The sequence below is a fragment of the Sporosarcina sp. P37 genome, from assembly GCF_002109365.1.
Classification (GTDB): Bacteria; Bacillota; Bacilli; order Bacillales_A; family Planococcaceae; genus Sporosarcina.
In genome coordinates this window covers 289,908-304,369 of record NZ_CP015349.1, presented here as the reverse complement: position 1 = coordinate 304,369, position 14,462 = coordinate 289,908, and the positions used below count along the sequence as shown (strand labels likewise).

Here is a 14,462-nt window from a genome sequence, read left to right as displayed (position 1 = left end):
TGGGTAACGAAGGCGAGAGGTGACAGTGTCCGAACCGCTGTTTTTCCGCAAAAGGCTTCTGCAACCTCCGGGTATATTCGCGATGCATTTCTAAATAAAAAACTGCCGCAAGCAGTCCTCACGACTGCTGCGACAGTATAATTAAATTAACAGTCCGAACAGCGTACTGTCTTTGTTCACTTCTTTATAAGGGAAACCGTTCTTCTCCATCCGCGCAATCAGACCATTATAATCTTCCTTGCGTTTGATCTCAATTCCAACCAGACCCGGACCGCTTTCTTTATTGTTCTTTTTCGTATACTCGAACATAGTAATATCATCTTCAGGTCCAAGTACCGTATCAAGAAATTGGCGTAATGCGCCCGCGCGCTGCGGGAAATCGACCAGAAAATAATACAATAGACCTTCGTAAATCATCGACTTCTCTTTGATTTCCTGCATTCGTCCGATATCATTATTCCCGCCGCTGATTACACATACGACACATTTGCCTTTGATCTCATTCTTGTAGAAATCGAGTGCTGCAATAGGCAGAGCACCTGCCGGCTCTGCGATAATTGCGTGTTCATTGTAAAGATCCAGAATTGCTGTACATACTTTACCTTCGGGGACACTGACGATATTCTCCAGATAGTCGTTGCAAATCCCGTAATTCAGATCGCCTACGCACTTCACCGCAGCACCGTCGACGAACTTATCAATCGTTGCCAAAGGAACGACTTTCTGTGCGGCGATAGAAGCTTTCATACTCGCTGCTCCAGCCGGTTCCGCACCGATCATTTTTGTGTGAGGGGAGAGGTTTTTGATATATGTACTGATTCCCGCCATCAACCCTCCGCCGCCGATACTTGCAAAGACATAGTCGATCGGTTCTTCAATATCATTCATGACTTCGACAGCAACTGTTCCCTGGCCGGCAATAATATCTTTATCATTGAATGGGTGAATGAAGATTCTCTTCTCTTTTTCCATCAATTCAATAGCCTTCTCGAAACAGTCATCGAACGTATCCCCGACCAGAATAATCTCAATGCGGTCACGTCCGAACATTTTAACCATATTCACTTTCTGTTTAGGCGTCGTCTGCGGCATAAAAATCTTGCCGTCAATATCGAGGTGTGCACAGGCGAACGCTACACCCTGTGCATGGTTTCCTGCGCTGGCGCAAACAATACCTTTATTACGTGCTTCTGTTTCAATGCGTTTCATTTTATAGTAAGCACCGCGTAATTTAAACGAACGGACATGCTGCAGGTCTTCACGTTTTACATACACGTGGCAGTCATATTTTTCCGATAGACGGTCATTTTTCTGTAAAGGCGTATGAGCTACTACATCTTTCAGCAGCTGATTGGCAATTAAGATGTCCTCTACTTGAATACTGTGGGTTTCCATTTTTTTCACCTTCATAACTTATCATTTACCTCCGTTACTAATTCAACGTTTACTCATAATAACATGAAAAAATCTGAATGAACATAAGAAAGTTCTAAATTGTGTGTTTATTTTACGAATAATGAACATATTTAAAACAGTGCGAAAATGTAAGCGTTTGCTTCATGCGAAATTAATTAATAGTAAAGTTGCATCCGCATGAATTTGCTTATTTCATTAAAAAAGTGAATAATAACCTATTTTATAATATTTTTTGATCGCAGTGCTAAGATAAAAAAATTAGTCATTTTCCACAAATATGAAAAGTAGACGGTGTTTAATTCAGCTAAGGAGGGGAAAACTAATAAATGAAATGAAAACTCAATTACACCGGAAAGGAAGCGTTTAATCATGCAAAAATGGGACAGCAGACCGGACAAGCCTGATAATGCTCAATGGACAGTGTTTGTCATTACCCTGGTGATCATCGCTGCCGTAATGGTTTACAGTTTAATGTGGTAATCAGTAAAAAAATGGTATGTCACTATAGTGACGTGCCGTTTTTTATTTTCATTTTCTTATTCCGTTCATTCGTCGCGCTCTTTTGCATTCTATCATGAAATAACGGGTTTTATCAAAAAAGAGTGACAACTCTGACACCTCTGTTATATATTAATAACAAGAAAAGACACTGTATCAGTACAGAGGAACACTTACAAAATTGAATGGAGGAATGAGCAATGGAAAACAACCACAAACAAAGACAAATGGTGAAAAAGGTTTGCACGGAATGCGGGAATGAGTTTAAGGAAAAACAGGAATCAGTAATGTACGAATGTGAGCGCTGTGTAGGCCGGCATGAACAGTAAAATAAAATCCTATGCCTTTGGGGAGGCATAGGATTTTATTTTTGTTCATTAGAAAGAAATTCAGGCCATGAAACATGGAACGCGGAGTTTTTATGTTTTAGAAAAACAGAGAGTGGTATAGAATGATAAGGTGTATTTAGTCTGTGGAAAGGAGGATGCGTATATGGCGTACCTTGGGTTATTATTTATTGCAATTGCACTATTGATCGTCGCCATCTACCTCTCGATGTTACTGACCAAGTCTTCAAAATTATTACTGACTGTTACGGGAACAGTGAAAGAGGTAGAGGCGGAGCTGGACAAAAGCATTGAGCAATTATATGGAACCTTAAATGAAACCGAACAGCTGGCGACAGATGTTCAAGTGAAACTCACTGCGGCAGCGCCTTTATTTTCCACTATTGAAAATATTGGGCGTTCTAGTCAGTACTTGAGTGAGGAAGTAAACAAACGAACTAAGCAATTTGAAGAGGATGGTTCGCTCCCTGGGACAGAACCATTCATTACTGCGATTCAATATGGGGAATTTGGTTCCCAGCTATGGAATTCATGGAAACGCGGTAAAAAGAGTACGAAAAATACGTAAAGAGAAATGAGGTATGGGAATGGATCTCGTTGGAATTGGCGTCATACTTATCGGTATCGCCTTCATTATTTTAGCTATTTATTTTGCTAAGGTACTGCAGCAAGTCGGTAACATCCTGCACGATGTCGATGAGACAGTAGGAGCGCTGCCGAAACAGCTGGACGGAATCATGGATGAAACAGGGAATTTGATTAAAAACAGCAATGACTCATTGGCGGACATCAACACTAAAATTGAAAACCTGACACCGTTGTTCCAAGTACTCGGTGACCTTGGGCAATCCACGCATCAGCTGACATCTTCTTTGGTGGACATGTCTTCATCTGTTCAGCAAAAAGGAGAGCACACAGACACGTCTGAACAAAATAAAAAACTGGGCAGCATCTACGGCTCTGCTATGCTCGGCTATTATATTTTCAAGAAGCGCAAAGAGTCCGCAAGTGCAGCAAAGGAACGCACGAAGCAGAACGAGCCGACAAAAAAACTGCCGGCACCGGAAAACACAATGTTTTAACTAATGATAAAGACTGAAGACCAATCCGCGAGGGGTTGCGCTTCAGTCTTTTTATTTGAATCAGGGAAGGGGAACGTTATTGAACTCATTGCCGCTTGTAAGGCGCCATCATTCAGATAGCAAAAGGCGCTTTGGCTGCCGGCATTGCAGTAAGAGAAGCGAAACAGCTTTGTACCCACTGCGGCGCTTGCGGATGGCTTCCGCAATGAGCCAGACAGGAAGTGCGCCTGGCTGTCTCATCACTTCGCCTACCGCTTGTAAGGCGCCTCCGTTCGGTTAGGGGTAAAACAAAATATGACACGTCTTTTGCCAAAGCACACGCCAGTCGTCTACCAGTCACTGCACTTCATCTCTTTTAAAAGAGTACATGCATAGCTCCCACACAGCAGTGCAGGCACAACTGCGGGGTCGGCCGAAGTCATGAGACAACTGGCACGCACCTCGCCAGCTGGCTCATGACGAAAGGCAATCCCCCACGTGCCTGCGCGGGTCCTAAGAGCGGACACTCGCTAACTTCAATCCCCGACAACGAGTCGAGCTACGACACCAAAACCAGTGACAAAACGGCATTGAACTCACTGCGGCGCTGGCGGATGGCTTCCGCAATGAGCCAGACAGGAAGTGCGCCTGGCTGTCTCATTACTACGCCTACCGCTTGTAAGGCGCCTCCGTTCAGTTAGGGGGAAGCAGAATATGACACGTCTCTTGCCAAAGCACACGCCAGTCGTCTACCAGTCACTGCACTTCATCTCTTTTAAAAGAGTACATGCATAGCTCCCACACAGCAGTGCAGGCACAACTGCGGGGTCGGCCGAAGTCATGAGACAACTGGCACGCACCTCGCCAGCTGGCTCATGACGAAAGACAATCCCCCACGTGCCTGCGCGGGTCCTAAGAGCGGACAGATGCTAACTTCAACACCCGAAAATGAGTCGAGCAACGCCCCAACACCACTCCAAACAAAACTATCCCAAAAGAACCTTCACAAAGAAAAAGAGCTGTCCAAAAAGTCTCTGCAAGACTTCCTGAACAGCTCTTCCATTTACGGCCGCATCTTCTTAAGTTCCTTGCGCTGCTGCATCAAATAAAACACCAGCGTGACGATACCGTACAACCCTTTATACTCCTTCTCCTTAACAAACTCACTCGCATTCCCTGCACGATCCTTGAAGCGAACTGTCGTATCCAGCGCGGCAGTCGTCACTTCGCGTGAAGCCTCACCCACATCTCCGACAATCTGGAAGACCGGAGTTACTTCACCGATTTGCTTGTTTACATTACTGATCGTCTCATTCGTTGTGTGAAGAATCTGCTGTGTCTGACCCGTAACATCCGCTACCGTTGACGGCAGGGTATCGGTCGTCTTCTTGACACTTTCCAGCACCTCAGTCAATTTTCCAAGCGGCTTAATCAGCACGACCGCGACAATGATCAATGCGATGCCGATGAGCAAAACGCCTATTCCTAGTACCCAGTCCATCAATTTCACCTCTCCCCGTTTTTCTGCTTCATAGTGTAATACATTTTAGATGCCGCCTCGGACAATGCAGTCGTTTGCTGCATCAACTTGGCATATTTGCCGGGAGGCGCCGCCACCTGGTCAGCCATTTTCGATAATGAATGCTGAACATATTCGGTGGATTCGCGAAGTTCTTTCGCTGAAGCCGCCAATCCGTCAACCGATTGCAGCTTTGCATTCGCGTCATCCGCAATCTGGTTTGTTTGAGTCATGAGCTGATCGGCCTTATCTGTGATTCCGCCTACTCTCAGCTCCACACGTTTCATCGTGTCTTTAACTTCTGTCATTGCTTCTTTGACCGCCTTGGCTGTTTTAATAATAGCAATTGCGATAACTACTAAAGCCGCAACGGCGACTATGGCACTAATATACAAGAGCACCTTCAATCTAGTCACCTCCACATAAATAAGTGCATTTCGATTACAGCTGTTGAACGCCTGACTTCTGTAAACGTTCTATATCCTTGTCTTTCCACAAATGAAAGCAATCTAAACACCCGCATGCCAATTAACCGGGAATCTGGGGCTTCTCTATATTATATGTGAGAAAAGTACCCATTTCATGATATACTCCAATTACTAAACACCGAAGGGATGAGGCGAATGCATTGTCAAGGCTGTATCATCGGAACTATTGAATATGAAGTATCTTTTGTGAACTGTAAGCAACCTGCATTAATCCGCTCAGTCGAAGAACATCTCAAGCGATCAGACATGCTGGTGAAGCAGGAGGCAAAGACGTTTCACGTAAAAGAACAAGGGATAAAAGAATTATACGACTTTTGCGCCGATCATGCAGCAGAAATGGATTCTATTAAATTCCGCTTGGATCCAACCGATTGGCGGCCATTTTCGCAAGTCATGGAAGTAGTGGAAATGGAATGGATCGACCAGGTCATTAAAGACGAACAGCTGACAAGCCATTATCAGCCAATTGTTACACGTGATTTGGACATCTACGCCTATGAATTACTGGCACGTTTCTATCATCAGGACGGCCGTGTCATCTATCCGAATGAAATATTCACTGCCGCTAAAGAGCGCGGCAGATTATATGCACTTGATAGAGTATGCCGTATGACGGCGGTTCGTCATGCAAAAGATATTACGCAAAAAGCATTCATTAACTTCGTGCCGACTTCCATTTACTCGCCTGAATTTTGTTTGCGCTCCACTATTCATCTGACAAATAGGCTGGGTATTGATCCGCATCGTTTGATTTTCGAAGTTGTGGAATCAGAAAAAGTGGAAGATATGGATCATCTGAAGACAATCTTGAATTACTATCACTCCAGGGGATTCAAGTATGCACTTGATGATGTGGGGGAAGGATACAATACGATTGAATTAGTGTCATTCCTTCGTCCGAATTACATGAAGTTGGACATTAAATACGTGCAGGGTGTATGTTCTGATCCGCAAAAGCAGTTTGTCGCTGAACAGTTCTTGGAGAAGGCACTGGCTATCGGCGCTGTTCCGTTAGCGGAAGGCATTGAGGAAAAAGAGGACTTTGAATGGCTAAAGGCAAAAGGCTACGAACTGTTTCAAGGTTATTTATTCGGCAAACCTTCTGCTGTTCCACAGACGGAAATAGTGATATAAGACATTCGGCCGTTCAAGTTCAATTAGTTTACACTGGAATTGATTTAATGTTAAACTAGTTTCGATAAGGAAATGTTATATATGAAATTAGATAAAAAAATTGCACTCATCACAGGCGGCGGAATCGGATTGGGAATCGCAACGGCTTTCGTGAAAGAAGGTGCCACTGTCGCGGTGGTAGACTTGAATCAGCAGGCTGGCGGAGCGGCTATGGAAAAATTGCAGAAGATCTCCCCGCAATCTATTTTCATTCAAGCAGATTTATCTGATCACAAAGCACTGCCTTCAATTATCGAACAAGTTGTAACGAAGCTCGGAAAACTCGATGTTTTGGTGAACAACGCACATGCGCCCCGAATGAAATCAATTGAGGAAATAACACAGGAGGACCTGGACTTCTCATTCAACACAGGTTTCTATCCTACGCTGTACTTGATGCAGGCTGCACTTCCTCACCTGAAAGAATCGAAATGATCCGTCATCAACTTCGCATCGGGTGCTGGACTGAACGGCGACGTGAACCAAGGTTCTTATGCAGCAGCAAAAGAAGCGATCCGTGCAATTACACGAGTCGCAGCAAACGAGTGGGGACAATACGACATTAACTGTAACTTGATTTCCCCGATCGCTAAAACACCGGGCATCGAGCAGTGGGCACAGGAACATCCTGATATCTACCAGGCGATGCTTGCGAAAAATCCGCTTGGCCGTCTCGGCGACCCGGAAAAAGACATTGGCCGCACAGCGGTATTCTTGGCAAGTGAAGATGCATCATACATCTCGGGCCAGACTATCATGGTGGACGGCGGTTCTACTAAATTACGGTAAATTAAACAAAAGGCTGTCCCAGTGAACTGCACCTCAATTGTTAGACACAACTGACAATTGGAGGTGCAGTTCATAGCGGGACAGCCTTTTTTAGACGAAAGTGTCATTCAATTTTGTATAGATTTCCAGTAGATTACGCCGCTCGGCTTCCGATAAATGACTGAAAAACTCTGTTCGAACTTTGCGGCCATACCGTTGCGCCTCTTCTAAAATCTCCAAGCCCAAAGGTGTTATTTTCCAATATTTTGTTCGACGGTCTTCTTCATCGTTTCTCAGCGTTATATATCCGCTATTTATGAGCTTTGTCGACAAATGTGTCAGGGAAGCGGGAGTGAAGCCAAGTGTCTCTGCCAGGTCAGAAGGCCGCTGCTCTCCTTTCTTGTGCAGCTCCAGCAACACAAGAATATGGGAAATGCCAAGGGACAGTTCGGATTCCTGCTGGAAGCGGATAAGCATTTTATTCGTTACTTGATCCATTAAATGCACTAAATTGAAAACGGTTTGTTCATCATTCAACTAGAACGCCTCTTTCCCTTACGAAACTTTATGTTCATATACTATTCATCATACAACATTATATCTGAAATAGAACAATTTCTTTACAATATTTTTGCTTTTGAATCTTCTTTTTCATTTAAATTAAAGAGAATTTCATTTTCTTCTTTTTAATTGCAGAGTGATAGCGTATGATGAAGACAACGAATGAACTAGATGAGCCAAATTAGAAAGGTGGGCATAAGGTTTGATGAAAGTTAAAGATTCGTTGACGTTTCAGCTAGGCACCATTATAGCGGGCATATTAGTGGTGATGTTAGCGATTACTTCGATTGCTACATATAAAACGGCGTACGACAAATTATACGATGCAGCGGGAATTGAGGCGTATGGCTGTGCCAATATAACTACCGGACTCATTCGCCCTGATGATATGGACAAAGCATTGGCGGGGGATGCACAAACGCAGCAGGCTATCGGGAAGACGCTGAACTGGACAACTGCCCATAAGAATATATTTGAAACACAATATATTTTGGATCTTGACGGTAACCTGATTGCTCTCGATGATAACCTGAAAGCAAAAGGTTTTGCACCGGGAGATAAGTTCCATATGGATCAGGATGCTATTGATGACTTGCTCGCACACGATCATCCGACCTACTCGCAGCCTTATGAATACGGCGGGATGAAGAGATTGTCCGGTTACGCTCCAATCCATGAAGACCAGGATGCCAGTAAAGAAATCATCGCCGTAAGTGTCATTGATTTTGACGCAACAATCGTCAAAGACCGCACATGGGACGTTGTGCGTGACGGAATTTTGATCAGTATTATTCCTATGTTGCTTGCATCTGTCGGAACAGGATTTCTCATTCGCCGTAAAACGAAGCCGATTTCAAGCTTGATTGAACAGGCGAAGAAAATTGCGGACGGTGATTTGGCTGTACAGACGACAGAAGTTACTTCACAGGATGAAGTGGGTGATCTGGCTCGTACATTGAACCAGATGACAGTGAATTTGCAGGAGATGATCGCTACGATGAATACGACATCGCAGCATTTATCCGAAAATGCCGGCGAAACATCTGCTTCACTTTCAGAAATGCGGGAAGCGGTTTCCATGGTAGCGAATAATATCGAGGAAGTCGCAACAGCTGTCACAGACGGTACGACAACTGCGGAACATGCGGCAGGCATTTTATCGGGTCTTGCAGGCGGACTTCGCAATACGAAAGAAAACGCCGATTCTATGCTGGTCAATTCCAATGAAACGATGAAAATTGCATTGGAAGGCGCTAAACGCGCGGATGAAATCAGCCGCGATATGGAATTAATCCGAACGGGTTCACAAGAAGTGGGTGATACCATTCAAAATCTTGTCGAGTCCACTACGAAAATTCAGAACATCACCGGTTCCATCGCAGGTATTGCGGCACAGACAAACTTGCTGGCACTCAATGCTTCCATCGAAGCAGCACGTGCAGGAGAACATGGTAAAGGATTTGCGGTCGTTGCGGAAGAAGTGCGTAACCTTGCAGAACAGTCAAATCAAGAAGTTCTGGAAGTGGAGAAACTGGTGCAGGATATATCCGAACGCATCCAGCAAGTCATTACGTCCACAACAGAAAATACGAAACACATCACGAAAGGTACAGAAACCGTTCAGCTTACTTCTCAGTCATTAAGCAATATTTCTATTGCGGTTGGAGAGACTGTCAAGGAAATTAAGAACATCTCCAACTTGATGACATCTGAAGCAAATAAATCAACAGAAGCTGTTCAGCTGATTGAGCATTTGACACATGCTGTGCAGAATATCGAAGACATGACGAATAATATCGCCGCTGCCGCTGAGCAAACGACAGCGAGCATTGAAGAAATCTCCGATCGTTCAGTTCAGACCAATCAAATGGCGCATAAACTGGAGCAATACGTCGGTTCATTCAAATTACCAAAGTAAACAGTTGGCCATCGCTATAGAAGCGATGGCTTTTTTTACCATTGATTTACGAACCTGTGTTCTTTATAATAAAAACGTACATATGTTTGCTGAAAGGGGAATACGATATGGAAAGGAATCGCGACAGAGGGAAAATTAAATGGACATCGCTGATGTTACCAGAACATCTTGAGCGGCTTCGTGACTGGCAAAGGGAGGACGAGTATATAGCTCGTGCCGACTTGACGGACTGGGAGCTGCAGATGATACAGGAGACGCTCGACACGGCTTGCAAGAGACGCTGTGAGACATGGATGAAGACATGGCACGACGGGGAAGTACGCTTCCATCAAGGGGTAATTGAAGCGCTTGACCTGCAGACATGGACCATCGTCCTGCGTGATCCGTTCGGCACGGAAAAGATTCATGCGGCAGATGTAATTGATGTGCAGCTGGCAAAAGAAGCGGATGGTTCTTAAAAAAATAAAAGCCGTCTGCGGAGGCAGACAGCTCAGTCCCTGAAAAATGCTTTTTCTACGTTGTACTTTGCACGCTGTGTGTTGATCACATACGTTTCGTAGATTTCGCGTTCCATTGGATCATCGATGATAACAGCGGAAATTTTCGCCACTTCTTCACGGTGATTGCGCAGTGGAGACACTTGGTCATCAAAATGCTTTTTCAGACGCGGACGCAATTTTCTTGCTTTCCCTACGAATAACAATTCATCGCTATGGTTGAAGAACAGCAAAAGACCGCCTTTATCACGAGGGATCTCATGAAAATCGATGAAGCCGTAAATTGGCTTGATCGGCGCTTCTTCCGATGTAATTTCTTGCTTTCTGCGAACGATTGTTACGTCAGGTTCCGGCAGTGTAATACTAATCATTTTACTTCACATCCTCATATCATTAAGTGTTTATCCTATCATACGGCAGGAAAAAAAGCGAGAAACTTTCTGTCTGTCTGCTGCATATAGTAGACAAAAGTCTCAGAAAGGATGAAACAATGAAAAATCCCGCCGTTATCCAGACGCACCACGTATCGAACAGCAAACCAAAAATAGATATTTATTATCCGGTCATTACCTGGCTGGAAAATAAGAAAGTTCAGAAACAGCTGAATGAGGAACTGTTCAAAGAAATGAATAAATTGCTGGTGGAGGAAAATTATTATGAACCAGGTCTCGTGGAATTATTCGCGTCGTATGAGATCAAAAATAATCAGCGGGACATTTTAAGCATCAATCTTATCGTTTATTCATTTACGGGCGGAGCGCATGGCATGACTGTCGTCAAATCACTGACGTTTGACACGCGCACCGGCAGAAAATATAGCTTGCAGGACATGTTTAAACCTGGCAGTCCATATGTACAGCGTATTTCAGAATATATACGGCGCCATATCCAGCAATGGAAGACGCCCGTGCTTGAGCCATTCACTAAAATTCGGCCTGATCAGGACTTCTATATTGCAGATACTTCACTCGTCGTCTATTTTCAATTATACGAAATTGCTCCTTATGTTGAAGGCTTCCCTTATTTCCCGATGCCGCTATTGAATTTGGAGGAATTGATTAAACCGAACAGCCCAGCAGACCGCATGCTGCCTTTCACGGGAAGTTAAGGATAAACAAATCACGAAATGTATAGGCTTACAAGACGAAATAGTGTTATAATTTCGATATACGAATTATACAAATGAGGTGGAAACTTATGCTGAGGAATTTCTTCATCGGGCTATCGGAAAATCAATTGCTGAATCAAGCTGCCCAAAAATACGGCTTTCAATTAGGAGCCCAGCAAGTTGTGGCAGGTACCAACATCGAGGAAATGATTGACAGTGTCAAAGAGCTCAATCAGGCAGGCATCTCCTGTACGATTGATAATTTGGGGGAATTTGTCTACGAAAAAAGCGAGGCCATTCAAGCGAAAGAAGAAATTCTGGCAGTAGTGGACGCGATTCGTGAACATCAGGCGGACGCACACCTTTCCATCAAACCTTCGCAGCTTGGTCTCGATATTGATTATGAATTTTGTAAGCAGCAAGTTGAAGAGATTGTCAACTATGCGAGTAAAGACAATATTTTTGTCAATATGGATATGGAGAACCATACACGGCTTGAACCGACATTCCGACTGTTGGACGAACTGAAGGAACAGGGCTGCACCAACGTCGGAACGGTCATTCAGGCGTATTTTCACCGCGCGATGGACTATACGAAAAAATACGGCGACACGCGGATCCGATTAGTAAAGGGTGCGTATAAAGAGTCACCGGATGTGGCATATCAGGACAAACAGGATATCGACGAAAACTATATCAAAATCATTGAAGAGCATCTGCTCCACGGGGCGTTCACTTCTATCGCGACACATGATCACCGCATCATCGAACATGTGAAGGGTTTTGTGGAGAAGCACGATATTCCGCGTGAGCAGTTCGAGTTCCAAATGCTGTACGGCTTCCGCAAAGATTTGCAGCTGCAGCTTGCGAAAGAAGGCTATCGCTTCTGTACATACGTGCCGTTTGGAGAGGACTGGTACGGGTATTTTATGCGAAGGCTGGCAGAGCGTCCGCAGAATATGAATCTGATGGTGAAGCAAGTGTTTACTAAGCGGACCAATACAGTGCTCGGACTCGTTGCTGGTGCTTTTGTGCTCGGACGTTTGAGCAAGCGCGGAAATGGAGATAAAAAAGACGGCGGCTGGGTCAGATACCGCTGAATTTGCTAGATAAACAAAGGGTTACATTGACCGGCGTACCAGGTCCGCTGCGCCGCCATGGGAACGCAGCGGGCTGACGGCAGGTCAAGCTCCATTTAGTCAGATCGGCGGCCATACTGATTCATCAGAAGTCGCCCTTACTTTTCACAATCTGCTACACTGCCATTCCAGCAGTGTTTTTTTGTACTTGCTTTACATAAAAGATGGGAAATAGTAGTGTTATATATAGTAGAAGAAATTTTCACATTATATTTCCTGCATCACGCGCACTGTATCTTCTAAAGTGCGGAATACAGTGCGCGTGATGCGGAGGATAGCGTGAAATCCGTGATATGTAAATAATAGGAAATCTATGAAATTGAGCCAGACAAGCAGTATCAGATGATTGAGCTGTTTAAAAACAGGAATATCGCGATAGATACTACTGTGTTTTCTTTAGCAGATCAAATAAATTGAAATGAGGACTGTCATGAATATTACTGCAGCGAAAATTACCGACGCACCTGTCATCCATGACGTGATGATCCGGGCATTCCGTCAATACGAACATGCAGTGCCCCCAACAAGTGCATTGAAAGAAACCGTAGAGAGCATAACGGCAGCGATGGAAGGCGGGGAACAGGCACTGATTGGCTATATCGATGAGGAGCCGGTTGCAATGATCCGTTTCCGCCTGGAGGAGGATAGCCTTTATTTTTTCAGATTCTCTGTTGTTCCTGAAAAGCAAGGACAAGGAATCGCTAAAAAGATTTTGCAGTTTATAGAGGACTACGCGAAGCAGCAGGAGAAGAAGATATTAACATGCAAAGTCCGGGCAGATGTGGCGAAGAATATCAGCTTGTACCAATCGGTCGGTTTCCATGCCTACGACCAAGCCGTGTTACATAGGGCAGACGGTACATCGATGGCCGTAGTTTTGATGAAGAAATCGCTTACCTGAGCCATGATGTGCAGTTCAAGCAGGAAAACGAAAAGAAATACCGAATTTTGCACTGAGAACGATTAGTGTTCGTCTGCTGTCATACGTAACCGGTGCCGGCAGTCAGTTCTTGAAGCAACGCTAAGTCCAAAGACATTCAAGAATTAGGTATCGCCGGTGCATTGCTGTTGCCGTCTGATCTGCTTCCAAAAGCGGAACAGTCTGGCTGAATTATGAAAGGAGGAGTCACTGATGCACAATACGAATATGTTTTTTTCACTGATGCCTGTTTTGAGTCTGGTGATTTACCTGATACCTCTGATATTCATTGTCTGGTTTGCAATCAGTTTTCTTGCTGTACAAAAGCGGAGGAATGAAATATTGCAAACGATTGCGGACAGGTTGAATAAGTGAAGAAATTCAGAATTTTATTTGAATGAAGGAGAGTCATATTGAGTAAAAATAAAACTGCACTTATCAGCTCAGCTGTTCTTCTGATTATCTGCATGTATTTATTTTTCCCTTATCCTATGTACATTTTACATTGATCGAAGATAAGAAAGAACGGATTTTTTGATAATAAAACTGACAGCGGAACACATTCAGCGAAGGGGTATTGAATGAAATAGGTAAGGAGAGGATTTCATGCTTCGGAAACTATTTTATATTACGTTTTTGGCAATTATTCTGGCGGGATGTCAAACAGCTGGTAAAAGCAGCACATCCAATACACCCGCAGAAGCCCTTAAAGAACTTCATGCAGAAGAAGGTTACGCAGATGTAGAGAAAATATACCGTACATTGGAAGTCGACAATGACCGTGTCATTACCGTATACAAAGGCGTTATGGACAACACGGAAGAAATCTTCATTGCGAATGTGAAGCGAACAAACGAGGATGCCTGGGAAGTAACGGATGCGATCGGAATTGGCATGCCATCTGAAGATGTGATTGGCGAGAGCACTTCCACCGCGGCGTTTGAAGCAGGATTTACCAAGAGGAATAATGCATCCAGTCCAAACACAAAGCTCGTACAAATTCAGGATAAAAAATTTAAGGTGTGGGTGAAAGTAATCGAGTAAATGTTA

The 14,462-nt window shown here is 44.2% G+C and carries 16 protein-coding genes and 1 pseudogene; 12 read left to right on the top strand and 5 right to left on the bottom strand.

Translation table 11 applies throughout. From position 1 onward, the window contains the following. Positions 1-141: 141 nt before the first annotated feature. Positions 142-1,410 (bottom strand): threonine ammonia-lyase IlvA, encoded by a 1,269-nt coding sequence (gene ilvA / locus SporoP37_RS01635; protein ID WP_085430048.1) that lies wholly within the window; start codon positions 1,408-1,410, stop codon positions 142-144. Positions 1,411-2,114: 704 nt separating this feature from the next. Here ilvA and yhfH point away from each other — a divergent pair. The 3 genes from yhfH (at position 2,115) to SporoP37_RS01620 (ending at position 3,343) form a co-directional block, all read left to right on the top strand. Beyond that, positions 2,115-2,243, top strand: coding sequence for a protein YhfH (gene yhfH / locus SporoP37_RS17525; RefSeq protein WP_085430047.1), 129 nt, complete (start codon positions 2,115-2,117; stop codon positions 2,241-2,243). Positions 2,244-2,406: 163 nt separating this feature from the next. Then, positions 2,407-2,829 (top strand): DUF948 domain-containing protein, encoded by a 423-nt coding sequence (locus tag SporoP37_RS01625; RefSeq protein ID WP_081242052.1) that lies wholly within the window; start codon positions 2,407-2,409, stop codon positions 2,827-2,829. Between the two features lie 19 nt (positions 2,830-2,848). Continuing rightward, positions 2,849-3,343 (top strand): DUF948 domain-containing protein, encoded by a 495-nt coding sequence (locus tag SporoP37_RS01620; protein WP_232329790.1) that lies wholly within the window; start codon positions 2,849-2,851, stop codon positions 3,341-3,343. A 1,042-nt stretch (positions 3,344-4,385) separates the two neighbouring features. Here SporoP37_RS01620 and SporoP37_RS01615 read toward each other — a convergent pair. Next, positions 4,386-4,823 (bottom strand): DUF948 domain-containing protein, encoded by a 438-nt coding sequence (locus tag SporoP37_RS01615; protein WP_143565473.1) that lies wholly within the window; start codon positions 4,821-4,823, stop codon positions 4,386-4,388. A gap of 5 nt (positions 4,824-4,828) precedes the next feature. Next, on the bottom strand, positions 4,829-5,242 hold the full coding sequence (locus SporoP37_RS01610; RefSeq protein ID WP_231293324.1) for a DUF948 domain-containing protein: 414 nt from the start codon (positions 5,240-5,242) through the stop codon (positions 4,829-4,831). A 273-nt stretch (positions 5,243-5,515) separates the two neighbouring features. Here SporoP37_RS01610 and SporoP37_RS01605 point away from each other — a divergent pair, with 273 nt between their 5' ends. Both SporoP37_RS01605 and SporoP37_RS01600 read left to right on the top strand, forming a co-directional pair. Continuing rightward, entirely contained in the window at positions 5,516-6,463 is a 948-nt protein-coding gene (locus SporoP37_RS01605; RefSeq protein WP_335697561.1) for an EAL domain-containing protein, read from the top strand. 81 nt (positions 6,464-6,544) lie between these two features. Beyond that, positions 6,545-7,291, top strand: a pseudogene (locus SporoP37_RS01600) (SDR family NAD(P)-dependent oxidoreductase). A 90-nt stretch (positions 7,292-7,381) separates the two neighbouring features. Here the strand turns inward: SporoP37_RS01600 and SporoP37_RS01595 are convergent. Further along, positions 7,382-7,807 (bottom strand): MarR family winged helix-turn-helix transcriptional regulator, encoded by a 426-nt coding sequence (locus SporoP37_RS01595; RefSeq protein ID WP_232329789.1) that lies wholly within the window; start codon positions 7,805-7,807, stop codon positions 7,382-7,384. A 229-nt stretch (positions 7,808-8,036) separates the two neighbouring features. Here SporoP37_RS01595 and SporoP37_RS01590 point away from each other — a divergent pair, with 229 nt between their 5' ends. Next, positions 8,037-9,749, top strand: coding sequence for a methyl-accepting chemotaxis protein (locus SporoP37_RS01590; protein ID WP_085431622.1), 1,713 nt, complete (start codon positions 8,037-8,039; stop codon positions 9,747-9,749). Positions 9,750-9,856: 107 nt separating this feature from the next. After that, on the top strand, positions 9,857-10,207 hold the full coding sequence (locus tag SporoP37_RS01585) for a YolD-like family protein (protein ID WP_081242046.1): 351 nt from the start codon (positions 9,857-9,859) through the stop codon (positions 10,205-10,207). 32 nt (positions 10,208-10,239) lie between these two features. On the opposite strand, the gene SporoP37_RS01580 is transcribed toward SporoP37_RS01585, so the two are convergent. Next, positions 10,240-10,617: a nucleotide excision repair endonuclease gene (locus tag SporoP37_RS01580; RefSeq protein ID WP_085430044.1), complete on the bottom strand. Its 378-nt coding sequence runs from the start codon at positions 10,615-10,617 to the stop codon at positions 10,240-10,242. Between the two features lie 119 nt (positions 10,618-10,736). Between SporoP37_RS01580 and SporoP37_RS01575 the strand changes: the two genes are divergently transcribed. From SporoP37_RS01575 to SporoP37_RS01560, 5 genes are all read left to right on the top strand, one after another. Continuing rightward, positions 10,737-11,354, top strand: coding sequence for a DUF3298 and DUF4163 domain-containing protein (locus tag SporoP37_RS01575; RefSeq protein ID WP_085430043.1), 618 nt, complete (start codon positions 10,737-10,739; stop codon positions 11,352-11,354). Between the two features lie 89 nt (positions 11,355-11,443). Then, positions 11,444-12,454, top strand: coding sequence for a proline dehydrogenase family protein (locus SporoP37_RS01570; RefSeq protein WP_085430042.1), 1,011 nt, complete (start codon positions 11,444-11,446; stop codon positions 12,452-12,454). 469 nt (positions 12,455-12,923) lie between these two features. Continuing rightward, entirely contained in the window at positions 12,924-13,394 is a 471-nt protein-coding gene (locus tag SporoP37_RS01565; RefSeq protein ID WP_081242042.1) for a GNAT family N-acetyltransferase, read from the top strand. Between the two features lie 231 nt (positions 13,395-13,625). Then, on the top strand, positions 13,626-13,787 hold the full coding sequence (locus SporoP37_RS17195; protein WP_196796827.1) for a hypothetical protein: 162 nt from the start codon (positions 13,626-13,628) through the stop codon (positions 13,785-13,787). A gap of 231 nt (positions 13,788-14,018) precedes the next feature. Next, positions 14,019-14,456 carry a hypothetical protein gene (locus SporoP37_RS01560; protein WP_085430041.1) on the top strand — a complete coding sequence of 146 codons (438 nt, stop codon included), beginning with the start codon at positions 14,019-14,021 and terminating at the stop codon, positions 14,454-14,456. The last annotated feature ends 6 nt before the right edge of the window (positions 14,457-14,462 follow it).